Annotated in this window: 25 protein-coding genes; 9 read left to right on the forward strand and 16 right to left on the reverse strand. The window is 62.6% G+C overall.

All coding sequences use genetic code 11. The annotated features are described in order from the left end of the window. Positions 1–122 precede the first annotated feature (122 nt). From KIT79_13965 to hemL, 5 genes are all read right to left on the reverse strand, one after another. Positions 123–443, reverse strand: a complete 321-nt coding sequence (locus KIT79_13965; protein ID MCW5830409.1) for an ATP synthase F0 subunit C — start codon at positions 441–443, stop codon at positions 123–125. A gap of 127 nt (positions 444–570) precedes the next feature. Next, a complete protein-coding gene (gene atpB / locus KIT79_13970) occupies positions 571–1368 on the reverse strand; it encodes a F0F1 ATP synthase subunit A (GenBank protein ID MCW5830410.1) in 798 nt (265 codons plus the stop codon). Position 1369: 1 nt separating this feature from the next. Next, positions 1370–1762, reverse strand: coding sequence for a hypothetical protein (locus KIT79_13975; protein MCW5830411.1), 393 nt, complete (start codon positions 1760–1762; stop codon positions 1370–1372). Continuing rightward, on the reverse strand, positions 1749–2003 hold the full coding sequence (locus KIT79_13980; GenBank protein ID MCW5830412.1) for an AtpZ/AtpI family protein: 255 nt from the start codon (positions 2001–2003) through the stop codon (positions 1749–1751). Before KIT79_13980 ends, KIT79_13975 begins: the two co-directional genes overlap by 14 nt. Positions 2004–2097: 94 nt before the next feature. Beyond that, positions 2098–3417: a glutamate-1-semialdehyde 2,1-aminomutase gene (hemL, locus tag KIT79_13985; protein ID MCW5830413.1), complete on the reverse strand. Its 1320-nt coding sequence runs from the start codon at positions 3415–3417 to the stop codon at positions 2098–2100. Positions 3418–3566: 149 nt separating this feature from the next. Here hemL and KIT79_13990 point away from each other — a divergent pair, with 149 nt between their 5' ends. Continuing rightward, complete coding sequence (locus KIT79_13990) at positions 3567–4115, forward strand: DUF4124 domain-containing protein (protein ID MCW5830414.1); 549 nt, start codon at positions 3567–3569, stop codon at positions 4113–4115. Between the two features lie 92 nt (positions 4116–4207). Continuing rightward, on the forward strand, positions 4208–5950 hold the full coding sequence (locus KIT79_13995; GenBank protein MCW5830415.1) for a hypothetical protein: 1743 nt from the start codon (positions 4208–4210) through the stop codon (positions 5948–5950). Between the two features lie 3 nt (positions 5951–5953). Here the strand turns inward: KIT79_13995 and gcvH are convergent, their stop codons facing one another. Both gcvH and dnaK read right to left on the reverse strand, forming a co-directional pair. Next, positions 5954–6358, reverse strand: coding sequence for a glycine cleavage system protein GcvH (gene gcvH, locus KIT79_14000; protein ID MCW5830416.1), 405 nt, complete (start codon positions 6356–6358; stop codon positions 5954–5956). A 109-nt stretch (positions 6359–6467) separates the two neighbouring features. Then, a complete protein-coding gene (gene dnaK, locus KIT79_14005; protein ID MCW5830417.1) occupies positions 6468–8381 on the reverse strand; it encodes a molecular chaperone DnaK in 1914 nt (637 codons plus the stop codon). Positions 8382–8654: 273 nt separating this feature from the next. Here dnaK and KIT79_14010 point away from each other — a divergent pair, with 273 nt between their 5' ends. The 5 genes from KIT79_14010 (at position 8655) to KIT79_14030 (ending at position 12441) form a co-directional block, all read left to right on the forward strand. Further along, a complete protein-coding gene (locus tag KIT79_14010; GenBank protein MCW5830418.1) occupies positions 8655–9572 on the forward strand; it encodes a branched-chain amino acid transaminase in 918 nt (305 codons plus the stop codon). Positions 9573–9688: 116 nt separating this feature from the next. Continuing rightward, a complete protein-coding gene (locus KIT79_14015; GenBank protein ID MCW5830419.1) occupies positions 9689–10510 on the forward strand; it encodes an SDR family NAD(P)-dependent oxidoreductase in 822 nt (273 codons plus the stop codon). Between the two features lie 152 nt (positions 10511–10662). After that, positions 10663–11877, forward strand: a complete 1215-nt coding sequence (locus KIT79_14020; GenBank protein MCW5830420.1) for a tetratricopeptide repeat protein — start codon at positions 10663–10665, stop codon at positions 11875–11877. 36 nt (positions 11878–11913) lie between these two features. Next, positions 11914–12234: an iron donor protein CyaY gene (cyaY, locus tag KIT79_14025; GenBank protein ID MCW5830421.1), complete on the forward strand. Its 321-nt coding sequence runs from the start codon at positions 11914–11916 to the stop codon at positions 12232–12234. A 42-nt stretch (positions 12235–12276) separates the two neighbouring features. Beyond that, on the forward strand, positions 12277–12441 hold the full coding sequence (locus KIT79_14030; protein ID MCW5830422.1) for a hypothetical protein: 165 nt from the start codon (positions 12277–12279) through the stop codon (positions 12439–12441). A 14-nt stretch (positions 12442–12455) separates the two neighbouring features. Here KIT79_14030 and KIT79_14035 read toward each other — a convergent pair whose 3' ends face one another. From KIT79_14035 to argH, 9 genes are all read right to left on the reverse strand, one after another. After that, positions 12456–13187, reverse strand: a complete 732-nt coding sequence (locus tag KIT79_14035; protein MCW5830423.1) for an enoyl-CoA hydratase/isomerase family protein — start codon at positions 13185–13187, stop codon at positions 12456–12458. 103 nt (positions 13188–13290) lie between these two features. Beyond that, the gene (locus KIT79_14040; GenBank protein MCW5830424.1) at positions 13291–14199 is read right to left on the reverse strand and encodes an SDR family oxidoreductase; all 909 of its coding nucleotides are present in this window, start codon (positions 14197–14199) and stop codon (positions 13291–13293) included. Between the two features lie 135 nt (positions 14200–14334). Next, entirely contained in the window at positions 14335–14970 is a 636-nt protein-coding gene (locus KIT79_14045; protein MCW5830425.1) for a hypothetical protein, read from the reverse strand. After that, complete coding sequence (locus KIT79_14050) at positions 14967–15692, reverse strand: hypothetical protein (GenBank protein ID MCW5830426.1); 726 nt, start codon at positions 15690–15692, stop codon at positions 14967–14969. The genes KIT79_14045 and KIT79_14050 overlap by 4 nt, the downstream gene beginning before the upstream one ends. A gap of 34 nt (positions 15693–15726) precedes the next feature. Beyond that, positions 15727–16539 (reverse strand): 4-hydroxy-tetrahydrodipicolinate reductase, encoded by an 813-nt coding sequence (gene dapB / locus KIT79_14055; protein ID MCW5830427.1) that lies wholly within the window; start codon positions 16537–16539, stop codon positions 15727–15729. 1 nt (position 16540) lies between these two features. Continuing rightward, on the reverse strand, positions 16541–17443 hold the full coding sequence (gene dapA / locus KIT79_14060) for a 4-hydroxy-tetrahydrodipicolinate synthase (protein MCW5830428.1): 903 nt from the start codon (positions 17441–17443) through the stop codon (positions 16541–16543). 8 nt (positions 17444–17451) lie between these two features. After that, positions 17452–18303: a diaminopimelate epimerase gene (locus KIT79_14065; protein MCW5830429.1), complete on the reverse strand. Its 852-nt coding sequence runs from the start codon at positions 18301–18303 to the stop codon at positions 17452–17454. 66 nt (positions 18304–18369) lie between these two features. After that, complete coding sequence (gene lysA, locus KIT79_14070) at positions 18370–19629, reverse strand: diaminopimelate decarboxylase (GenBank protein MCW5830430.1); 1260 nt, start codon at positions 19627–19629, stop codon at positions 18370–18372. Positions 19630–19715: 86 nt separating this feature from the next. After that, complete coding sequence (gene argH, locus KIT79_14075) at positions 19716–21158, reverse strand: argininosuccinate lyase (GenBank protein ID MCW5830431.1); 1443 nt, start codon at positions 21156–21158, stop codon at positions 19716–19718. A gap of 128 nt (positions 21159–21286) precedes the next feature. On the opposite strand from argH, the gene KIT79_14080 reads away from it, so the two are divergent. Together KIT79_14080 and KIT79_14085 are read left to right on the forward strand one after the other, a co-directional pair. Beyond that, complete coding sequence (locus KIT79_14080; GenBank protein ID MCW5830432.1) at positions 21287–21652, forward strand: response regulator; 366 nt, start codon at positions 21287–21289, stop codon at positions 21650–21652. Between the two features lie 102 nt (positions 21653–21754). Further along, positions 21755–23619: hypothetical protein (locus KIT79_14085; GenBank protein ID MCW5830433.1), on the forward strand; the 1865-nt coding region annotated here is incomplete at its 3' end.

Here is a 23619-nt window from a genome sequence, read left to right on the forward strand (position 1 = left end):
CGTTAGCATGCGCCGGACGGGAAACGGAAACGGCTGCCCCGGCAAACGCCAGGACAGCCGTTCCGAAAGCCGCTGGAATCCGGTTCATTGCTGGCCGGTGCCCAGGGGCCGCGCCGTGCGACCTAGATCTTGCCCTGCAGCAGGAACGCGATCACGAAGGCGAACAGCACGAGTGACTCGATCAGCGCGAGGCCGAGAATCATCGAGCCGCGGATGTCGCCGGAGGCCGACGGGTTGCGGGCCATGCCTTCCAGCGCGGCGGTGGCCGCACGGGACTGGCTGTAGGTGCCCGCCGCGGCGGCGATGCCCATGGTGAGGGCGGCGGCAATGGCGATCCAGCCCTGGCTGGATGCCCCGCCGTCGTGCTCGGCGGCCATCGCGATGGCGGGGGCCAGGACGATGGCGGCGACGATGAATGCGGAAATACGGTTTAGCTTGGACATTTCAGTGAACCTCCCTGGTTCGTTTGCTTGGTTTATCGGACTGTCTTGGCCGCCGGAGCGTTCGGGGGTCTCATTCTGGATGGAGCCTCCCGTGCCGCGCCGGAGATAGACGCTTTTGCCTTTCCTCTTAGTGGGCGTGTGCGTGCGCGCCCTCGTGGGTCTCCCCGTGGCCATGCTCGTCGTGGCCGTGCTCATGCTCGGTCGCCAGTGCGACATAGATGAGGGACAGGAACATGAAGACGTAGGCCTGCAGAAGCGAGACGAACAGGCCGAACGCCATCAGCGGTATCGGAAGCACATAGGCGAAGATGTCCTGGAACGCGCCGAGCACCTTGTGATCGCCGAAGATATTGGCGTAAAGACGCAGCGACAGCGATACCGGCCGTACCGAGTGGGACACGATCTCGATCACGAACAGGAGCGGTCCCAGCCACCACAGCGGTCCCCAGAAGTGGGCCAGATAGTTCTTGACGCCGTGTGATTTGATACCCTGGTAGTTGTAGTAGATGAACACCGACAGGGCGACAGGAAAGTTCGTGAACAGGTTGTCGGTCGAGGGCAGGAAGCCGGGGATGAGGCCCAGTGCGTTCGAGAAGAACAGGTAGACGAAGATCGAGCCGAAGAACCAGAACTGGCGGCGGGCTTCTTTCTCGCCGAGCACTGACACGACGATGTTGTAGAGCCCCTCGACGAACATTTCCCAGAAGTTGAGGAACGTGGTGCGGCCTTCGGGGACCAGTTCTTTCGACCGGGCTACCGAAGCGCCGCGAACGATCAGCCCGCAGAGGATGATGAGGGTAAGGGCGGTCGCGCCCATCAGGACGTTCGTGTAGTTGTGGGTGATGTGCTCGTCGAGAAACAGGTTGAACCAGGTGGCATGGCCGCCGGCCTGGGTCACGATCTGGTGCATCGGAATCAGGTTCACTCTAGTTCACCTCCGGCTTCGCCGCGCCCTGCGGCGCCTGCGCCAGCCCTTCCCACAGGGAAGCGGCAACGAGGGCCGCGAACCCGCCCATGAAGGCGAGCAGGTGGACCGGCACATAGTGGACGATGAGGTAGAGAATCAACACCATCGCCAGCAATTTGCCAGCCAGCACCATTCCCCCGCCTGACCGTTTTGTTCCCGACCGGAAGTAGCGGCGGACGATCTGCTCGATAACCCACAGGTTTCCGGCCGCAAGGGCCGTCCCGGCAGCAATGCTCCCTGCCAGCCGGAATCCGCCTCCGGCAACGATGCTGATCGCCGTGGCGGCGAGCCCGATGAACAGCGTCCGGTGCCGGATGCGCCGGGCCGCCAGAAGCGGATCATTCGGCGCCATCTGGCCGTTTCCCGGGCTGTCTGCTGAAGTATTGGTAGACCCGGACAAGATTCACCATTCCCGCCGCGAACCCGGCAAATGCCCCGGCGACAGTGAGCCAGGGACCGGTTCCCCATTTCCCATCGGCCCACTGGCCGCCGAAAACCCCGGCGGCAGTGGCTATGCCGATCGTCATCCCGACACCTGACAGTGCTCCCAGTTCGGAGGCCCAGTGCGGCGGCGGTTTCGGATTTTCGGGCATCAGGGATGGCCTTCGGGCCCTTCGCTGGCCGGGCGGATGTTAGCGGAGCAATGATTAAATGCAACCGGCATAAAACATGTTAAATATCAACTAGTTAAGCCCCATTTAGCAGGCCGAGTGCGTCATCCGCGGCACGAATCGTCCGCTGGTATTCGCGGCTGCCGTGGGCGGCCGACACGAAGGCCGCCTCGAAGGGGCTCGGCGGCAGGTAGATGCCCAGTTCCAGCATCCGGTGGAAATAGCGGCGGAACTGGTCACGGTCGTTCCGGGCGGCTGTCTCGAAGCTATTTACCTTTCCGACGCCGAGGAACAGCGTGAACATCGAACCCACGCGGTTAAACGCCGCCGTGAGACGGTGCCTGGCCAGCAGTTCACGGTAGCCGTGTTCCAGCCGCTCCCCGTAGTTGTCGATCCGCTTGTAAAGGCTGGGCCGGAGCTGTTTCAGCGTGGCGATACCGGCGGCGACGGCCATCGGATTCCCCGACAGGGTGCCGGCCTGGTAGACCGGACCCAGTGGAGCGATCTTTTCCATGATCTCCCGGCGTCCGCCGTAAACTCCGAGCGGCATTCCGCCTCCCACGATCTTGCCAAGGCAGGTGAGGTCCGGCCGGATGCCGTAGAGTTCCTGTGCTCCCCCGGCCGAAACCCGGAAGCCGGTCATCACTTCGTCGAAGACGAGCAGCGCGCCGTGCTTTCTGGAGAGCGTCCGCAGCGATTCGAGGAATCCCGGCACGGGGGGGACACACCCCATGTTCCCGGCGACCGGTTCCACAATCACAGCTGCCACCTCGCCGGCATTGGCCTTGAGGAGTCCCTCGACGTGGGCGGCATCATTGTAGCGGGCCGTCAGGGTCAGCCCGGCCATCGCGGCGGGAATGCCAGCCGAATCAGGCACGCCGAACGTGAGGGCGCCGCTCCCGGCCTTGACGAGCAGGTAGTCGGCATGGCCGTGGTAGCATCCTTCGAACTTGATGATCTTGTCGCGGCCGGTGAAGCCGCGGGCGGCCCGGAGCGCCCCCATTGCAGCCTCTGTTCCCGACGAAGTGAATCTCATCATCTCCAGTGACGGGAAAAACGACTGGATGATGCGGGCAAGTTCGCTTTCCGCTTCCGTCGGGGCGCCATAGCTGGTGCCTCGTCCGGCGGCCTCGCGGAGCGCTTTCACGACTCGCGGATCGGCGTGTCCCAGGATCATCGGCCCCCAGGAGCCCACGTAGTCCACCAGCATGTTGTGATCGATGTCAGTGAGGTAGGCCCCGCGTGCCCGGGCGATGAACCGGGGAGTGCCGCCCACGTTTCCGAATGCTCGGACGGGAGAGTTAACCCCGCCCGGGAACTGGTTCTGGGCGCGGCGCAGCGCCTTGGCCGACCGTTTTGTGGAGACTGCAGCAGGTTTACGCGTTCTGGATGCCATGACGGAAGGCAAGGTGAATGACCGGCTGCCGGTTCGTCAATGTGCTGAAGCGAGGGAAGGGGGTTCGCCAGACGGCTCTCAACCGGCTAGTATCGAAACCATGCAGGCATGGCGTTAGTGGCCATCCAGTTACGGGGCGTTGGAAGAAGATGATGACGCAGAAATATCCAATGGGCATGACCAGTGCGGCCATTCTGGCCGCCATGTGTTTGCTGCTTGCTGCCGGGTCAGCCGGCGCGAAAATGTACAAATATACTGATGATGACGGGCAAGTACATGTCGTCGATTCCATGAACAAGGTGCCACCGAAATACCGGCAGCAGATGGAACTCCGCCGTCCGGCTGGAGTGCCGTCTGCTCCACCCGCCGAGGAGGCAAAGACGGAGGGCGGAGAGGAGGGCGCCGCCAAACCGGCCGAGGGGGAAGCTGCCAAGGAAGGCGAGAAGAAGCCGGATGGTCCGGTCAAAGATGAAAAATACTGGCGGGGGCGGATCGAGAAGTGCGAGCGCGACCTCCGTACGGTCGAGCACCGCGAGGGTCTGCTCAGTGAGGAACTCACGGGTGCCGAGGCCGGTGCCGAGGAGCGTTTCAAGGAACTCGAAAAGACCCGGGCGCAGCTCCAGGATTTCAGGCGGCAGTGCGCCGCCATCCGTGAGGAAGGGCGCAAGGCCGGAGCACCTGCGGGCTGGCTCCGCTGACAATGGAAGAAGGGCAGGGCCGCCCTTCATTGAGTTTGATTCAGGCGCCGCCGGAATATCCGGCGGCGCTGTCATTTGAGGCAGGTATCGGGATGGAAGCCGTACGTTTCTGGTGCAGGGAGCCGCTCCGCATGCTGGCACTGGTTGTGGCCCTGTCAATGGTGCCGGTGCTGGAGGCCCGTGCCAGCCAGATAGGCATCGGCGGTTATGAAGCCTCCGGAGTGGGTGATGCCGGAACCATTGCGAAGTTCCAGTCGGAGTTCGAGAAGGCGCTCCGGGAGGCGGGGATTGCGCCGGTTTCACTCGCCATGCAGCGGCCGTGCCCGGATATCGGGTGCTGGGCCGCCCGCGCCCGTGCGCAGGGCGTCCAGCAGTTCATCCTGGTGGACATTGAGGGTTTCCGTTCGTCGGGATTCGTGGTGACCGCCAAGGTATACGAGGTCCGGCGCGGCTCGCAACTGTTCCGGGAAAAGACGGAAATCCCCGACACCGTGCAGTCTGAGCTGCTTCTGACGCGGATGGTCGCGGCCATTGTCCGGCAGATCGGTGGCGGCTCCGCCGGTTCTGATCCGTCGGCAGCCAAGCGCAAGTCTCAGGTCCGTGTGCTGGGAATCCCGCCGGGGCGGGGCGTGTTGCTGAACAACATTCCGCTCTCGGAGCCGGACCGGCCGCTCACCGTGGAACCCGGCCGCCAGCGGCTCGTCATCAGCGCCGGTGACGGGGCTAAGTCCCGCGAGTTCGATGTCCTTCCGGGCGAGATGTATACGCTGGAGTTCACGTCGCTGGATGACATGCAGGCGGTTGACCCGGCCTCGCTGGCTGCCGTTCTGGAACTCCGGAGCCTTCCGACGGACGCACGGGTCCGGCTGGATGGAACCGACCTTCCCAACCAGGCCACCCATGAAATCATGGCAGGAGCACACACACTCGTCATCGAGCGGCTTGGATACGAGAAGATGGAACTCCCTTTCCGTGCGAATCCCGGCCAGCAGGTGCTGGTACCGGTGGCTCTGGTCCCGCTGGGCGGTCCGGTTCCGGCGCAGCAGGCGGCGCAGGATCCCGGCCTCCGGCAGCGGGTCGGCCTGCTACCGGTGACGGGCAGCCTCGACGGGATTCTGCAGGAACGGGTCATGGACGCCGCCCGGTATGCCGGTGAACTCGCTGCCAAGGTCCAGTACGTGAGCCCCGAACAGGTAGCCGCCGCCCTCGGCATGGAACCGGTGCGACTCGCATCCGAAAACCAGAAATGCGTGACCGGACTGTGCACGTCGAAGCTCCTGAAACCGGCGGCACTTGCCCGCTATGTGGATATCCGGGTGCGCCAGTCCGGTCCGGACTGGGTGGTGCGGGCCGTGCTGTATTCCACGGTGCAGGGCGAACGGGTTGATGGCATTGAAATCCCCTACGGCGGATCGAGTGCGGATCTGCCGTGGATCGTGTTCGATGCCGTGCGGCACCTGCTCGGTGATGCCGACATGGCTGGAATGACACGGATCGAAATCCCGGCGGCAGCAGAAGACCTCGCCGAGGATTTTTCGGTCGTCCTGAACGGGGCTCCGCTCACGTTCAGTCCGGATGAAAGCGGCCGCCAGGTCAGCCGCGAGGTGACGTCCGGCCAGGGCCGGCTTGCCGTGACTGCCGGCGGCGAAACCGCCGAAAGGCGGATCTGGCTGCGGACCGGTGTGCCGTTTGTGCTGGAACTGGCAGCTTCTCGAACCGATGGAGGCGAGCCGGAGCCGGCTATTGTCCGCCCACCGCCCCCTTCTCCCGCCAGCGCCAAGGCTGTTGATGGCAAGGGCAAGGGAAAAAACGGGAAAACACAGAAGACAAACTGACCGCTACTCTTCGCTCTCCAGGTGTTCGATCAGTTCCCGGTATTCCTCGGCAGTCTTGAGATCCTTGATCTCGGAAGCGTCGTCAGGCGTCAGGGTGAACAGCCATCCGTCTTCCCACGGATCATCCACCAGCAGCGAGGGGTTTTCTATCAGGTCGGAGTTGACCGCCTGGACCTCCCCGGTGAGAGGGGCGATCAGCTCGGTTGAGCCTTTCTCTTCGCTTTCCAGTTCGCCGCAGTCGCCGCTGGCCTCCACGGCATCGCCCTCGGCCGGCAATGTTATGGAGAGGATCTCCCCCAGCCGCTCGGCAGCGAAAGCAGTAATACCGATGCGCACGGTCGAGTCATCCTCGATATCGCACCAGAAATGATCCTCGGTATATTTGAGATGCTTGGGAACCTTTGCCATGACGGGGCGACGGATAATTGCGCTCTGCGCCGGGGTCAAGAAGGGCTGGCGAAAAGCAGGAACGGCGGTCCACTTGGGGGCCGCCGTTCCTGAAGCCTGATAGTAGGGCTTAGTTCACGTCGCGGAAGTCGGCATCGACGACCTTGCCGTCCTTGCCGGTCTTCTCCTCTGCTGCGGGCTCGCCGTTGCCGCCGCCGGGAGGCGGCGTACCTGCGGCCTGGGCGTTCTTGTACATCAGCTCGGCAGCTTTGTGGGAAACCCGGGTCAGTTCCTCGTTGGCCGCACGGATCTTGTCCGCGTCGCGTGAGTCGAGCGCCACCTTGGCATCGGCGACGGCCTTTTCGATCTCGACCACTTCCGTAGCCGGCAGCTTTTCCTTGTTATCGGCCAGCAGCTTTTCCAGCTGCGCGACCGAGCCGTCGAGCCGGTTGCGCTCATCGATCTCCTCGCGCCGTTTCTTGTCCTCGGCCGCATTTGCTTCGGCATCCTTGACCATCTTGTCGATCTCGTCCTTCGACAGGCCGCTCGACGCGGTGATCTTGATCTGCTGTTCCTTGCCCGTGGCACGGTCCTTGGCTGAAACCGACAGGATGCCGTTGGCATCGAGGTCGAAGGTGACCTCGATCTGTGGCACCCCGCGAGGGGCTTGTGGCAGTCCGGTCAGATGGAACCGGCCCAGGGTCTTGTTGTGCTCGGCCAGTTCGCGCTCGCCCTGGAGGACGTGGATCTCCACCGATGTCTGGCTGTCTGAAGCGGTGGAGAACACCTCGGTCTTGCGGGTCGGGATGGTCGTATTCCGCTCGATCAGCTTGGTGCTGACGCCGCCCAGCGTTTCGATGCCGAGCGACAGTGGCGTCACGTCGAGGAGGAGCACGTCCTTCACCGACTTGTCGCCCTGTAGCACGCCGCCCTGGATCGCCGCACCCACAGCGACCACCTCATCGGGGTTCACCGAACGGTTGGGCTCCTTGCCGAAGAACTTCTTGACCGCTTCGATCACCATCGGTGTGCGGGTGGATCCGCCCACCATTACCACCTCGTCGATCTGGCTGGTGGAAAGCCCTGCGTCGGCCAGAGCCTTGCGGCAGGGTTCCAACGTGCGCTCGACGAGGGGGCGGACCATTTCCTCGAACCGGGCGCGGGTCAGTGTCACGTTGAGATGCTTGGGGCCAGTGTTGTCGGCGGTTAGAAACGGCAGGCTGACCTCCGTCTCCTTGGTGGAGGACAGTTCGATCTTGGCCTTTTCAGCCGCTTCCTTGAGCCGCTGCATGACCATCGGATCGTTCGAGACGTCCATGCCGTTGCTCTTCTTGAACTCGTCCACAAGCCACTGCATGACCACATGGTCGAAATCGTCGCCGCCGAGCAGCGTGTCGCCGTTGGTGGCCTTCACCTCGACAACGCCGTCACCCACTTCGAGCACGGAGATATCGAAAGTGCCGCCGCCAAGGTCATAGACAGCGATCTTTTCTTCTTTCTTCTTGTCGATTCCGTAGGCGAGGGCTGCTGCCGTCGGCTCGTTGATGATCCGCTTGACGTCGAGGCCAGCGATGCGCCCGGCATCCTTGGTTGCCTGGCGCTGCGAATCGTTGAAGTAGGCCGGAACGGTGATAACGGCTTCGGTCACGGGCTCGCCAAGATAGGCCTCGGCAGCCGCCTTGAGTTTGCCGAGCACCTGCGCACTCACTTCCGGCGGCGCCAGCTTGCGGTCATGGACCTTGAACCACACGTCGCCATTGTCGGCGCCGATGAGCTGGTAGGGAACCTTCTTTTCCCGCTCGGGGATTTCCTTCATCTTGCGGCCGATGAACCGCTTGGACGAATAGATCGTGTTCTGCGGGTTCATGATCGCCTGACGGCGGGCAGCCTGCCCCGCGATGATCTCGCCATCCTTTGTGTAGGCAACCACGGACGGGGTTGTCCGCGAGCCCTCCTGGTTGGCGATCACCTTCGCCTCGCCGCCTTCCATCACGGCGACGCACGAATTGGTCGTGCCGAGGTCGATACCGATCATCTTGCCCATTGCCTTTATGCCTGCCTCTCTGTGAAATCTTGGGCGGAACTGCGGCCGTCCCGTCCGCCGTAAACTAAGCACCTGACCGGTGGCGTCAAGGGAAACGGGGCGTATTATTTCGGGAAGCGCCGCCTGTTTTTTCTTAACTATTTCAACAGGTTAGGGAGCCCCTTTAGGCCCCTTCCCCGGTCCGGGCCTTTGCGCGTTGCGCTAAACCCGTATAAAAGTGGTTTCCCGCCCGGAACAGGCGGAAAACCCAAACCGCACGGAACCCTCACGACTATGGTGGACAAGCTCAAGAAAATCTGGATGAACGGCAAGCTGGTGGACTGGGACAATGCCCAGGTCCATGTGCTGTCCCATGCCCTGCACTACGGAACGAGCGTATTCGAGGGCGTCCGGTCGTACGAGCTGGCTGATGGGGGACGGGGCGTGTTCCGGCTCAAGGAACACACCAAACGCCTGTTCGAGTCGGCCCGGATCCTCCTGATGACGATCCCGTATACCGAGGACCAGATCAATGATGCGATTCTGGAAACCCTGAAGGCGAACGACGTGAAGGGTGCCTATATCCGCCCGATCGCGTTTATCGGCGAGGGGGCCATGGGCCTGTATGCCGTAAACAATCCGGTCACCGTGTCGATTTCCTGCTGGGTGTGGGGTGCCTACCTGGGGGAGGAGGGCGTCCGTAACGGTATTCGCGGCAAGGTGTCCTCCTATGCGCGGATGCACGTCAACACGCATATGACCAAATCCAAGGCCGGCGGGAACTACATCAACTCGATCCTCGCCAAGCGCGAGGTGTCGCTTGCCGGTTACGAGGAAGCGATCATGCTTGACACGGACGGCTACGTGTCTGAGTGCTCTGGTGAGAACATCTATGTCGTCAAGGACGGCGTGATCAAAACCCCGCCCCTTACCGCCGTGCTGAACGGCATCACGCGTAATTCGGTCATCCGAATCGCCAGGGACGAGGGACTCACGCTCGTGGAGGGCCGGTTCACCCGGGACGAGATGTACGTGGCCGACGAGGTGTTCATGAGCGGCACGGCGGCGGAACTGACGCCGATCCGCGAGATTGACGACCGTCCGGTCGGAACGGGCAAACCGGGACCGGTGACGAAGCTGCTCCAGGAACGTTACCGGCAGGCAGTCACGGGTGCGCTCCCCAAGTATGCCGACTGGGTGACCCGTTTCTAGGCGGCAGGTTCCCGGGCGGATAGCGGAAAACCCTGCGTCTTTCAGGTTCCATCCGGAACCGGGATAATCAGATCTGTGCCGGACTGTTCGTCTGCCGGCGTTAAGGAGAAACGGCTGTGAAGAATCTCAGGGGCAAACTTGCGGTTGTGACCGGCGCATCGAGCGGCATCGGCCGGGCGACGGCATTGGCGCTGGCGGACAGGGGTTGCGATCTGGCGCTGGCGGACGTGAACGAGGCTGGCCTCGCCGAGACGGCGAAACTCGTTGCCTCCAGCGGGAGCAAGGTGAGCCGGCATCTGGTGGATGTGGCCCGGAAGGACCTGATGGAACTGTTCGCCGCCGAGGTTGCCAGGACCCACGGCCGGGTGAATATCGTCATCAACAATGCCGGTGTATCGGTCACAGCACCGTTCGAAAAACACACGCTCGAGGATTTCGAATGGATCGTCGGGATCAACTTCTGGGGCGTCGTTTACGGCTGCAAGTTCTTCCTTCCGCACCTGAAAGCGGCGGGTGAGGGCCATATCGTCAATATTTCCAGCGTGTTTGGCCTGATCGGGCTGCCATCGCAGTCATCCTATGCCGCGACCAAGTTCGCCGTCCGGGGATTCAGTGAATCGCTCCGGGCCGAACTCACGGGCCAGAATATCGGCGTTACCTGCGTTCACCCCGGCGGAATCAATACCAACATCGTCAAGAGCGCCCGGTTCTCCGAGGAGATGGCCCAGCAGATGCGCGTCAAGGCCGTGAAGTTCTTCGAGACGAAAGCCCTGCCGCCCTCGTCTGTGGCGAACGCGATCGTCCGGGGCATCCGGAACAATGAGGCACGGGTGCTGGTGGCCCGCGAGACGTTCGCCATTGATCTGGTGAAACGGGTATTCCCGGTCTGGGCGAGCGAACTGGTCGGCCGGAACCGGGACCGTTTCATGGGCAAGTAGCCTGCATAAAAGCCTATAAGCACCCGCCCGCCGGGCATCACCCTTGCCAGGACGGCCTGGAAGGACGAGTTTAATCCTTGTGGAGATGATACCGGTGCTGTGACGGGAATCATCTTCGGGAAACGTACCGGAAAGTAGTCTGTCAGCTGACCATGCCGCTGTTTGATTTCAAATCGGTCGATTCGCGCGGGCATCCCTATGAGGGGCGAATGGCTGCCGCGTCCGCATCGGAAGTGCGGGAGACTCTTGAAGGACGGGGTTTTGTCCGGATTTCGGTCCAGGAATACACGCAGGACGACAGGATCCCGCCTGCTGCCGCCCCCGTCCGCCAGATGGGCCGCCTCAGCCGGGGCGAAGTGGACCGGATGGAGGGGCCCGACAACCCGGCCCCCGGTATTGACCTTGAGACGATCGGCACAAGCGATGCCGAAAACGCCGAAATACGCACCGTCATGCAGGGGTTACGCCGGAGCGCACTCTGGTTCCTGGCGCTCCGCATGGCGATTTTCGGGCTTGTCGCGCTGCTGCTGGCTGCGGGCATGGGGGTGGTGGATATCTCAGTGCCTGACCAGACGGTTCTCTTTGTAATCGCGCTGGTCCTGTTGGTGGTTCAGTTCGCGCTGGTCCGGTCGGCCCGGCGGGGTCCGCTTGCGCCGCTCGCCGAGTGGCAGCGTTTGAGGCAGAAGGCCCAGTACCGGAAAGCCGCCATGCTCCTGGAGCGGGTGCATTCACAGTCGGTATTCATCCGCCGTGTGCTGCCCGAGGGGTATTACCACGGCGAACTGGCGATCCTGTATGCGATGGATGGCGACCGCTCCCGCGCATTCGAGGAACTCGCCCGCGCCGAGGCGGCCCGGCTGAGGGAACCGTTCCTTTCCTACCGAAAGGCGACCGTTTACCGGGCATTGAAGGAGTTTGCTGAAGCCGAGCAGCATTACCGGCGGGCACTGGAGATCGATCCCGGCTCGTCGATGCTCCGGGCCGAACTGGCCCTGCTCTATCTGGAGGCCGGACGGGATTTCGACCAGGCCGAAAACCTGCTCAAGGAGGCGCTCACGCAGGGGGGCTCTCCGCGCAGCATTGGCCTCCTGACCGGGTATCTCGGAGCGGTGTCATTCCGCCGAGGTCGGATTGACGAGGCGGACCGGAACATTGAGGAGGGGCTGAGGAACCTGATGCCGATACGGGGCCTGTCACCGCTCTCTGGTGTCGCTGCCGAGCTTTTCTACTACCGGGCGCTCGTCCAGAAGGCCCTTGGACACCGGCGGCGTGCGCTTCGGGCGCTCCGCCAGGCACGGAAGAATACCCACGATCCACAGCTCCTGAGCCGCATTTCCAGTGCTGAAAAGGAGATACGGGGCACCTGAATTCCCTTGGTGCCTGCCAGTTGTTACTACTACGCAATGACCGAATCCGAATATCTGATAGCCGTTGATGATTTCCTGCGACGCATCGAGGATGCCGTCGATGCGCTGGGCCGCGAGGATATCGAACTGTCGCCCGGCGACGGCAAGCTCTCCATTGATTTCGAGGACGGCAGCAAGCTGATCCTGAGCCGCCAGCGGGCCGTGCAGCAGATCTGGCTCGCCGAGCCCAGGGGCGGCTGGCACTATTCGGCCGGAAGCGGAGGCCGCTGGCTGTGTGACAAGCGGGGGACGGATCTCGTGCGAGATCTGGAAACGCTTGTCGGTGCCAGGCTGGGTAAGCCGGTAAAGCTCGAATAGGCCCGATTGTCCCCGCAGGGCAATCCCGCCTACACTTCCTCCATGTTTCCCGTCGAGGAAAAAGTCCGCCAGCAGAAGCTCAAATGGGCGCGGCTTGCCGCAGACCGGCTGGCCTGCGAATCGGTCTGCCGGTTCCTGCTGAACCTGAACCGCGGCGAAGCGTGCGAACGTGCCCGCTACCTGCACGCCATCCCTGGCGGCAGGTAGTTCTTTCCGTATCCCTACTTCAGGTTCGCAAATGGCCCGGTGGAGAGGAAACCGGAGACTTCCTCGGCGGCCCGGGCGTTGGCGATGTCTACCGGCGGTTTTCGAAGCCTGAGCTTGGTGGCGATGTAGGCGGCGGGGATCAGCTTCGACAGTTCTTTGGCCTTTTCCATCGCCTTCGGCATGAGGTCATCCGCCGAGGCCACGAGTTCCTGCGTCACTTCCCGGCGGTGGGTTTCCTTCGGGGGCATCACGCGGGCGTGCACCATCATGTCCATGTGGTAGCGGTGGGGGATCGTCTGTGCACAGGTGGCGACAACCCATGAAGGCAGCGGCAGGCCGATGGCCGTCTCGTTCAGGCCGTATTTATGCGCGTCGTTGTCCACGGCGATGCGGACATCGCCCATGAGATAGAGCACCATGCCGCCCGCGAGTGCGTGCCCGTTCGAGGCGCAGATCACCGGCGCCGGGAATAGAAATACCCGCTGCATCAGCACGGGGAAGGCAGCAAGGGTTTTTGTCAGCTCATCCTTTTTCAGCATCGGCAGGGCCTTGAGGTCCAGCCCGCCGGAGAAGAATTTTTCCCGGCCGGTGATGATGAGGGCGGAGACCTTGTCGGCTTCGGCGCGATCCAGCGCCTTGCCGAGCTGGTCAAACAGCTCGCCCTGCATGGCATTGGCCTTGCCGTCATCGAGGCGGATGATGCCGATACGGCCGTCGAGGGAGTAGTGGACACGGTCAGTCGTCATGATTCGGGCCTCCGGTGGAGCTGGTGGCAGTGACCTAAAACGGAACCCCGGTGCTCGATGCCGAGAACCGGGGTTCCAGTCAGGACCATCCCAGAAGCAGGGTCTACTTCTTGGACAGGTTGGCCATGACGGCCATGGTCGATTCCTGGATCGTCCGGCACATCTTGGCGTTGGTGAAGTCGGTGATCTTGGAGAAGTTCTCCTTGATCGCATCGTAGGTGATCGGCTCGGTGATCTTCAGTCCCAGGCCGGGGCTGCGGTACCAGGCGATCTTCGTGAAGAAGCCGCCACCGACCTCGAAGATGCCGCCGGTTTCCTTGCACTCTTCCGAGCACAGGTAGGCCACCAGCGGGGAGACGAACTCCGGCTTGAGGTTCTCCAGCATGGGAGGAGGCATGACGGTTTCGGTCAGGCGCGAGCGGGCGATCGGGGCGATCACATTCACGTTGATGTTGTTCTTCTTGCCTTCGTGGGCGAGCGTCTGCCCCAGACCCAACAGGCCCATCTTGGCTGCCGAGTAGTTGGCTTGGCCGAAGTTGCCGTAAATACCGGCGGCCGAGGCGGTCATGATGATACGGCCGTAGTTCTGGTCCTTCAGGCGGGGCCAGGCGGCCTTGGTGACGTAGTACGCGCCCGTCAGGTGCACGCCGATGATGGCCAGCCAGTCGTCGTCGGTCATCTTGCCGAACGAGACGTCGCGCAGGAAGCCTGCGTTGTTGATGACGATATCGACCTTGCCGAAGGCATCGACGGCGCTTTTCACGACCGCTTCGCCGCCCTCATGGGTGGAGATGGTGTCGTAGTTCGCAACGGCCTCGCCGCCCTTGGCCTTGATCTCGTCGACAACCTTCTGGGCCGAGGTCTTGTCGGCACCTTCGCCCTTCAGCGAGCCGCCGAGGTCATTCACGACGACCTTGGCGCCCAGCGACGAGAGCGTGAGCGAGTGGGAGCGGCCCAGCGCACCGCCGCCTCCGGTGACAATGGCTACCCTGCCTTCAAGTGGCTTACCCATGAGCGAGATTCTCCTTGGCTTTCCGTGGGATATGGACCCTGCCTGGCCTCCGGCCCCTGCCGGTTGACTGGCGAGTCAAACTAGCGCCCGTTTCTAATGAAGGGGGCGGGGCATGTCAACCGGATTTTTTGAGGCCTAGAACTCCCATCCCGCACCCCGGTGGCGGCCGACGGTCTTTCCCGTTTCGTCCACCAGGTCCACATGGAGGAGCCCCTTCTGCCCCTTGAGGCGGGGGTAGGCTTTCTCCAGTTCGGCCCGGAGTTCATCCACCACGGGGGTGAAGGGGACCGACTGGGTGCTGGTACCCCGGACCGGCTGTATCCGGGCAGCAAAGCCGCCGCCCGTGGTCTCCTCCAGCGAGACGAGCACCCAGGGTTTGCCTTCGATAGCCGCCCGGCGGAGGATATGAAGCTGGGTGTTCAGGAGCAGTGAACTGCCGGTCGCGGCTGCCGTGGGCGAAAGGGCACCGGGTGCCGGTGCCACGGCCGGTTCGGTGGAGAGGGACGCGCCTTCGGGCAACGGCTCCGTGACGGGTTCGGCGGACTCGGCTACTTCGCTGCCGGCCGTACCGTCCGTGGCTGCATCGGCTGGTGCATCCTTTTTATTGCCGGTGACGACATTCTTGGCCTTCTCCACCAGCTTTTCGGTATCAACCCGCCCGGCAATGGGCTCCTTGGACCCTCCCGGTTTCCCCTGCCATGAAGTCTGGCTGCCGCAGGCGGCGAGCATCAGGAGCATTAGTGGCAGGGCCATATGCTTAAACCGGTTCATGGGGACAACCTCCAGTTCGTGCCGTACAGAAAGCCGCTTACCTCGGGCTTGATGGCGGGCCAGTTATTCGCTTCGAGATAGCCTTCCGTGAACCGGGAGCCGAAGCCAAAAGCCATGAAAACGTCCCGGCGTTCACCTGAAACCGGATAACTGACCCGGAGCAGTCCGTCGAGTGCCAGTTCATGGTGTGGCAGCAGCGTATAGGTTTTGGGGACAAGAAACCGTTTCGAGGCGAAACCGGCTCCCAGCTTTTCCAGGGACTTGCGGACGGGGCGGACGTGGTTTTCCGGGCCGATCCAGGACCGGGTTCTGACGCTGAACTCGTACCAGTCGGTGCGGAATAGTGGGGAGGTCTGGTAATCGATCTGCCGCCAGCCTTCCGGTATCCGGTCACCGTCGAAAGCCACCGTTTCCTTCCGGCCGAAGGCCGTGCTCAGGCAATCCAGTTCGCTGACGAGAAACTCCTGGAGGAACCGGGTGGACGGCGGGGCCGGTTCACTGCCGGGAAGCCTGCCTGCGGCCAGTACCACAACGGCATGATAGACCGGCAGGCGGGGATCGAAACAACCGCTTATACCGTCCGCCCCGGCGGCGGGCCAGATCACGGCATGACCGGTGTGAGGCTCGGTGGCGGGTTCCGGGTGCCATGACTTGCCGCGGGACGGGATGTCGAACGGCAGCGCGGCCGGTTTGGAGTTCCGGAAGAAGTCGAAGAGTCCCATTTTCGGAAGTAAACCGGTGCTTCCGGGGACCGGGTTACCGGAGTCCCAGCACGTCGTGCATGGAGTACAGGCCGGTCTTTTTGCCCACGATCCAGCGGGCAGCCCTGACAGCGCCGGTGGCGAAGTTGTCCCGGCTTGTGGCCCGGTGGGTGATTTCGATTCGCTCGCCCATACCTGCGAAAAAGACCGTGTGGTCGCCCACGACGTCACCGCCACGGAGCGTCTGGACGCCGATTTCGCGCCTGGTGCGTACGCCGGTGTCGCCCTGCCGGGCATAAACAAGGTCTTTGGCCATGTTGCGGCCGGTGGCCGCGCACAGCACCTCGGCGAGCTTAAGCGCCGTTCCGCTCGGTGCGTCCTTCTTCTGGTTGTGGTGCATCTCGACCACTTCGATGTCGTAGTCTTCGTCAAGCAGCCGGGCACCCTGCTCCAGCAGTTTCAGCATCACGTTCACGCCGACCGAAAAGTTTGGCGACATGACGATGGGAATTTTTCCAGATGCGGCCTTGATCTTCTTCAGGCCGTCCGCACTGAAGCCGGTAGTGCCCAGGACAAGAGCCACCCGGCGCCTCGCCAGTTCGGGGAGCAGGGCGAGCGAAGCCCCCGGCAGGGTGAAGTCGATCATGACCTGCGCGCTTTTCAGGGCGACGGCAGGGTCGTCCGTGAGCCGGACGCCCAGTTGCGCCTTGCCGATGAGCGTGCCGGCGTCTTCACCCAGGCGCGGCGAGGACCGGTGCTCCAGCGCGCCGGCGATACTGAACGACTTTGGATCGGCTGCGAGCAGCGCGAGGTTGCGCTGCCCCATGCGTCCGGCAGCACCGGCCACGGCCACGCGGATCTTCGGCATCTTATTTGCCGCCTTTCGTTCCGAGCTTGCCCAGCTTCTTCAGTTCGGTTTTCAGCAGGTCACGGGTCGCCTTCGACGCTGGATACAGCGGGAGCCGGAGGTCCCCCGAATCGAGTCCCATCAGTTCCATGGCGGCCTTGACGGCGATGGGGTTCGTCTCGGCAAAGAGGGCCTTCGTCAGGGGGTAGATCCGGTGGTGGAGCTTGCGGGCCTGTTCGTATTTGCCCGCGAGTGCGAACTTGCACAGCTGGCTGTATTCGGCCGGAAGCACGTTCGACGAAGCGCAGATGACGCCCGTGGCGCCAAGCGACATCATCGGCAGCGTGAGCGAATCGTCCCCGGCGAGCACGGCGAACCGGCTGCCGGTGAGTGCCGTGAGCTCCGAGATATAGTCCAGCGAGCCGGAAGCGTCTTTCAGGCCCGCGATGTTCTTCACGTCGGCCAGTTTGGCCAGCGTCTGCGGCTGGATATTGATTCCCGTGCGGCCCGGGATGTTGTAGACGACGAGCGGAATCTTCACCGCCCGTGCGATGGCCCGGTAGTGCTCGACGAGACCCGCCTGGGTCGGCTTGTTGTAATAGGGCGCGATGAGCAGCGCGCAGTCGGCCCCGGCATTGGCGGCCTTGCGCGTGAGGCGGATTGCTTCCTCGGTACTGTTTGACCCTGTGCCGGCCATGACGGGTACCCGCCCCCGTGCGAACCGGATGGTCAGTTCGATCACCCGGTCGTGCTCCTCGTGGGTGAGCGTGGCGCTTTCTCCCGTGGTGCCGCAGGGTACGAGGCCAGAGACGCCGGCCCTGATCTGCCGCTCGATCTGCTGGGCAAAGCGTTTTTCGTCGATACGCCCGTCACGAAACGGAGTCACGATCGCGGCAAAGTTTCCCTCTAGTTTCAGGCGGGCCATCGGTTTGGTCACTCCCCGTCGGGCAGTTCCAGGCTGCCCTCGAATACCGTTGTTGCCGGACCGGTCATGAACACCCGGTTCGAGCTCTCGTCCCAGCGGATCCTGAGATCACCGCCCGGAAGTTTTACTGTCACATTCCTGCCCGTGCGGCCGGTCCATGCGGCAGCAACCGCCGTGGCGCAGGCGCCGGTCCCGCAGGCGAGGGTTTCGCCCGCGCCGCGTTCCCAGACGCGGAGGCGGATCGTGCCTTTGTCCACGATCTCGGCGAATTCGGCATTGATTCGCCTGGGGAAAAGCGGGTCATGCTCGATCTTCGGTCCCAGCGTTGTGACTGGCGCCGCTTCCACCGATTGAACGAAGCTCACGCAGTGGGGATTCCCCATTGAGACGCAGGTGACGGTCCGTGGTTCGCCGGCAATGGTGAGCGTCCGGTCGCGGATCTCGCCATCCACGTTGACCGGGATCCTGCGGCCGTCGAGGACCGGTTCTCCCATGTCCACTTCCACCAGTCCGTCCGCGATGCGGGGGCGGATGATGCCGGCCGGAGTTTCCACGTTCAGGACCGGCTTGTCCATGATCTTCCGGTCGCGGACGTAAAGGGCAAAACAGCGGATTCCGTTTCCGCACATCTCCACGATGGACCCGTCCTGGTTGATGATCTCCATGCGGAGGTCGGCATCCTTCGATTCCGGTTTCCGGACGATAATCATCTGGTCAAATCCGACACCGAAGTGGCGGTCGCCGATCCGCGAGGCGTTCCGGCGAAGCGCCTTGAGGCGGGCCTCGCTGAAATCCCGGGCATCGACCATCACGAAGTCGTTGCCGGTGCCGTGCATCTTGGTGAAGGGGAGCGTGGGCATGGCCGCTGGCTATTGTGTAATGGCCCGGATGGGGCCGGGGCAAATGGGCCGCCGGGGGGCCCATTTTCAGAACATCGAGATCGATTCGCCCCGGATCATGTCCTCAAGGGTTTCCCGCTTCCGGACGGTAATGAACTTCTCGCCACTGACCATCACTTCGGCCGGCCGTGCCCGGGTGTTGTAGTTGGAGGCCATCGTGAAGCCATAGGCCCCGGCGTCAAGGATCGCCACCAGGTCGCCCGGAGCGACCTTCGGGAACTTCCGGTCATGGGCGAAGCAGTCTCCGCTCTCGCAGACGGGGCCGACGATATCGACGGCTTTCTTCTCCGGCTTCGATTCCTTCACGGGAATGATCTCGTGCCAGGCCTCGTAGAGGCTCGGCCGGATGAGGTCGTTCATGGCGGCATCGAGAATGACGAAATCCTTGGCTTCGCCGTGCTTGTTGTAGATCACCTGGGTGATGAGCGCACCGGCCTTGCCGACGATCCGGCGGCCGGGCTCAAGCACCAGCGTGCAGCCGATGTCTTTCAGGACATCCAGGATGGCGGCAGCGTATTCCTCAATCGAGGGCGGCTTTTCGTCCTTGTACTGGATGCCAAGGCCGCCGCCTATGTCCAGATGGGTGATCTCGATGTTCCGGGAACGGAGTTCCTCCACCACGCCGCGGATGCGCTTCATGGCGTCAACGAACGGCTGGGTGTCGGTAAGCTGGGAACCGATATGGCAGTCGACGCCTACCACCTTCAGCCCTTTCATCCTCGCCGCCTCGCCGTAGAGCCGGAGCGCCTCCTGCACCGGGATGCCGAACTTGGCCTTCTTCATGCCGGTGGAAATGTAGGGATGGGTCTTGGGGTCAACGTCGGGGTTTACCCGGAGCGCGACGGGAGCCTTCAGATGGAGCCGTTCGGCGATCTCGTTGATCTTCTCGAGTTCCTCGGCCGACTCCACGTTCAGCATCAGGATGCCGGTCTTGATCGCGTATTCGATCTCGGAGGCCTTCTTTCCGACGCCCGAATAGACCACCTTCTTGGGGTCCACGCCCGCCTTGAGACCACGGTAGAGCTCGCCGCTGGAAACGATATCCAGACCGCCGCCATTCTGGATGACCGTGTTCAGAACTGACAGGTTCGAGTTTGCCTTGGTGCTGAACGCGATCAGGTGCGGGACGTCCTTGAACGCCTTCTGGAACGCCTTGACGTTATCGGCGATGGTGTTCTTGCTGTAGACGTAGAACGGCGTATCCACCGTTTCCGCGATCTTGGCCAGGAGAACCTGCTCGCAGTACAGCTCGGAGTTCTTGTAGGTGAACGGGGTCGGGGAGCTCATCGGCGGGACTTGTCCTTATTCCGGCGCACGTTCCGGTTCACGGACCGGCCGGGGCGCGCTCTCATTACAGAACGGATGCCGGGATTTCAACGTGTTCTTTTTTGGGCCGGTTCCGGCAGCAGTTTCTGCCACCGTGCCAGTTCCTTGCGGACCTCGCGGCGGGCGGTGCCGCCCGTGACGGCCCGTGCATCCACGGCGTCGAGCGGCGAGAGCTCGCCGAGCATCCACTTGCGGATTTTCGATCCCGCCTTCCTGAGCGCCGCATCGTCGAGTCCGGTGAACGACCTTCCCGACTTTTCGCAGAAGGCGACAAGTTTTCCCACCTCCTCGTGCGCCTCGCGGAAGGGCATTCCCTCGCCCACCAGTATGTCGGCGAGATCAGTGGCGAGCAGCAGGGGGTCGCTCACGGCGGCCCGCATGGCTTGTGCGTTGAACCGGGCCGTTCGGATCATCCGGGCGGCAAGCGTGAGCCCCGCGGTCCAGGTTTCGGCCGCATCGAACAGGGGCTCTTTGTCCTCCTGGAGATCACGGTTGTAGGTGAGCGGGAGCCCCTTCACGGCCATCGACAGGGCAGCAAGTGAACCGAACACCCGGCCCGATTTTCCACGCATCAGTTCGGCCACGTCGGGGTTCCGCTTCTGCGGCATTAGGGACGATCCGCTCGTGTAGGGTTCGGCGAGCCGTACAAAACCGAACTCGGCCGACGACCAGAGGACCAGCTCCTCGGCGAGCCGTGACAGATGCAGCGCCGACAGGTTCGCCACGGAGAGGAACTCGACGATGGGGTCGCGGTCGGCGACCGCGTCCATCGAGTTGCGTGTGACACCGTCAAAACCCAGCTCTTTTGCCACGCCCTCGCGGTCCAGGGCATAGGGCGATCCGGCGATGGCGCCGGAGCCGAGCGGCAGCAGGTTGACCCGCTTCCGGGCGTCGAGGAGCCGCTCCCGGTCCCGCCAGAACATCGCGGCGTAGGCAAGAAGATGATGGGCGAGGCTTACCGGCTGGGCCCGCTGGAGGTGTGTGTAGCCGGGGAGCACGGTGTCCACCTGCCCGGCGGCGGTTTTCACGAAGGCTGCCACGAGGTCTTTGAGGAGCTCCACCGTGTGGTCAATCCGGTCCCTCAGGTACAGGCGCACGTCAACGGCCACCTGGTCATTGCGTGACCGGGCCGTGTGGAGCCGCCCGCCGGCCACGCCGATCCGGCGGGTCAGTTCCTTCTCGATGTTCATGTGAACATCTTCGGCGTCCGGATCCCAGCGGAACCGTCCGGCCGCGATATCCCGCCCGATGGCCTCAAGGCCTGCGACGATCTTTCTCGCGTCGGCGGGAGGGATAATCTTCTGGCGGCCAAGCATCCGGGCGTGGGAGATGGAGCCACGGACATCATAGGGGGCCAGTTTTGAATCGAAATGGACCGAGGCCATGTATGCCTCGGCCTCCGGATCGCGGCCTTCGCTGAACCGTCCGCCCCAGAGCCGGACCGGCTTCGCGCCTTTGGCCTTTCGTTTCTGGCGGCTGCCGCGCTTCATCCCGTGCGGACTACCTTTGGGGCGTGGCGAGCGTCAAGGGGAGTGGTGTTCCCATACGATACGGCTGTTTATATAGCCTTCGTGCGTTCTGGTTTCCCGAGTGCGGAAAGACTAACTTGCTGCCGGTTATGGCCAACATACTCGTAGTTGACGACGCGCCCGAAACGCTCGCCATCATGAAGAAGGCGCTCGGGATGATCAGCCATCAGGTGACGACCTGCGCGAATCCGCTCCAGGCCCTTGAGCGGCTGGGGTCGGAGAAGTTCGATCTCGTGTTCCTCGACATCATGATGCCCGGCATGGACGGCCTTGAACTGTGCCAGAAGATCCGGGCCGGGGAGCTGAACCGGGATGTGAAGATCGTCATCTTCTCGGCCAAGAGCGATACCGAGCTGGTCCGCCTCGCCAAGACCTTCGGTGCCGACTTCTACCTTTCCAAGCCCGCCCAGGTGGCCAAGATTCACGAAATCACCCGCCGCATGGTTGGTGGGTGAGGTTCTTGCCGTTCTGGGAATAAAAGCATCCCTGCCGTGTATCGGGGCAGCAGCAGAAATAGGCCTCGCGTAAATTTTCCGAAAATGTAATTATTTACCGAAATGACTACGCGGTGCTTCTTCCAGCATCGGCTGCTGCCATGCGGCCCCGTGATATGGCTGTCTGCCGCCATAGGCGGGACCATCCTGTACGTGCTCAGGGCGGACCCTTCTGCTGGCATTATCACGACGCAGGATTTCATCCATCAAGCCTCGGTTCTTGAGTGGGTATACCGTTCGGTCTTTCTGGGAGCAGGTTCACTCCTCTCGCCGGACTTCTTCTATCCAATTGGAGGCATATCACTTACTTCCGAGCTTCCGTTGTTGCAGGGGCTATTGTACGCACTAATGCGGGCCGCGGGCCTGAATGTGTTTCTGGCATGGAATCTCGTTCTTGGACTGTGCGTGTATGCAGCCGTTATCGCGGCCTACTTCGCGTTCAGGTATGAAGGAACAGTTCCCGTAGTCTCCTTCTGGGCTGCCTTGGCCTATATATCCTGTATCATTTGGATATTTGGCCTAGTCAATTCGATCTCGTACCGCTCTGCATTCGGCCCGCCACTGGCATGGATGTCGCTTTCCCGCATCCGGAATGGCGACGGAAAGGGATACTGGTGGCTGGCAGCGGCTCTGCTTTTCCAGTTTGCCGCCGGGATGACCAACACCCTGTCGACCCTGATTCTGGCCGGAGTCCGTGTGACGACTGACCCGGTCCTTCGACGGCATATGCTCGGCTGTGGAGTTGCCTGCGTTCCGGTAGCACTCTGCGGGCTTGTTTATTCCCAAGTGATCCGGCTGTACAGTCCGCTTGGTCCGGCATCTGATCTGGGCCCTGTGATCTCCTCCCAGATATTTTTCCGGCTTGACCTGACCAATTTCCTGCCGTTCACTGGTGACATTTCTGATGCCTATGCCCGATATGCTCCAACGGAGCGATCCGTTGAAATCTATCTTCTTCTCTGGCTGCTTCTGACGGCGATGAAACTCCGCTTCCCTGACCGGCTGCCGCGTGGCCATTGCCCGCCGCCCGCTCGCGGATGGGCTGGTGACGGTATTCTTGCGTTCCTGCTAGGCCTCACTGTGACAGGGGTTCTGTATGTGCAGATTGCAGCCAAAGCGGCCCTGCCGGATACAGTCTGGGCAGTCACTCTCCTGCTGTGGACAGCACTTTTCTGTCTATGGCTCCGGTCTGTCCGAGCCGAACCTTCGGTGCAGGGGGCACAGTTCGGGCCACTCCATGCGGTTGTTGGAGTATTGCTACTGGTGGGGCTTGGCCCGGTCCTGTTCGTTTCGGGCATGCCGGTAGCCGTGGGCCCATTGGCGCTGCTCGATATGGCAGTACCTGGTTTTGGAGCAATCCGTGTCCCTGCACGGCTGATGCTTGCGGGAGCTTTTGCCCTGTCGATGATGCTCGCGTGGCTGTGGGAACGATCGTGGACAAACCGCACGAGAGCTGCAATGGCGGTCGCGGCAGCCGTCTTCTGCCTTTCACCAGCCAATTTACCCTGGGAACCCCCAGACTGGCGGATAGAGGATATCCGGCTGGATGTGGCCGCCTGTTCCGAATGTTCGGACAAGGATCTGCGTAAGGTTCCGCTACCCTATCAGTGGATACTGGAGCAGGGAAAAGCGCCGCTGCTGGAGCTTCCCGCTGGAACCAACGACGGAATCCAACATGACCCTGTCTATCAGTTCTACTGGGTACTGGATGGCATTCCCCGGCTGAACGGGGTCAGCTCCTACGAGCCGCCGGCGTATACGAGGTTTCGGCAGGAGATCAAGATGTTCCCGTCACCAGAAAGCATCAAGGCCATTCACGCACGCGGCGCACGATGGGTGATGGTCCATGGGAATCGTTACCCGGCCGAGGAATGGGAGCGGCTGCAGGCTGGGTTAGGGGGGGGGCGCCCGGGGCGGGGGGGGGGGGG

The organism is Deltaproteobacteria bacterium, from assembly GCA_026129095.1.
GTDB lineage: Bacteria > JAGRBM01 > JAGRBM01 > JAGRBM01 > JAHCIT01 > JAHCIT01.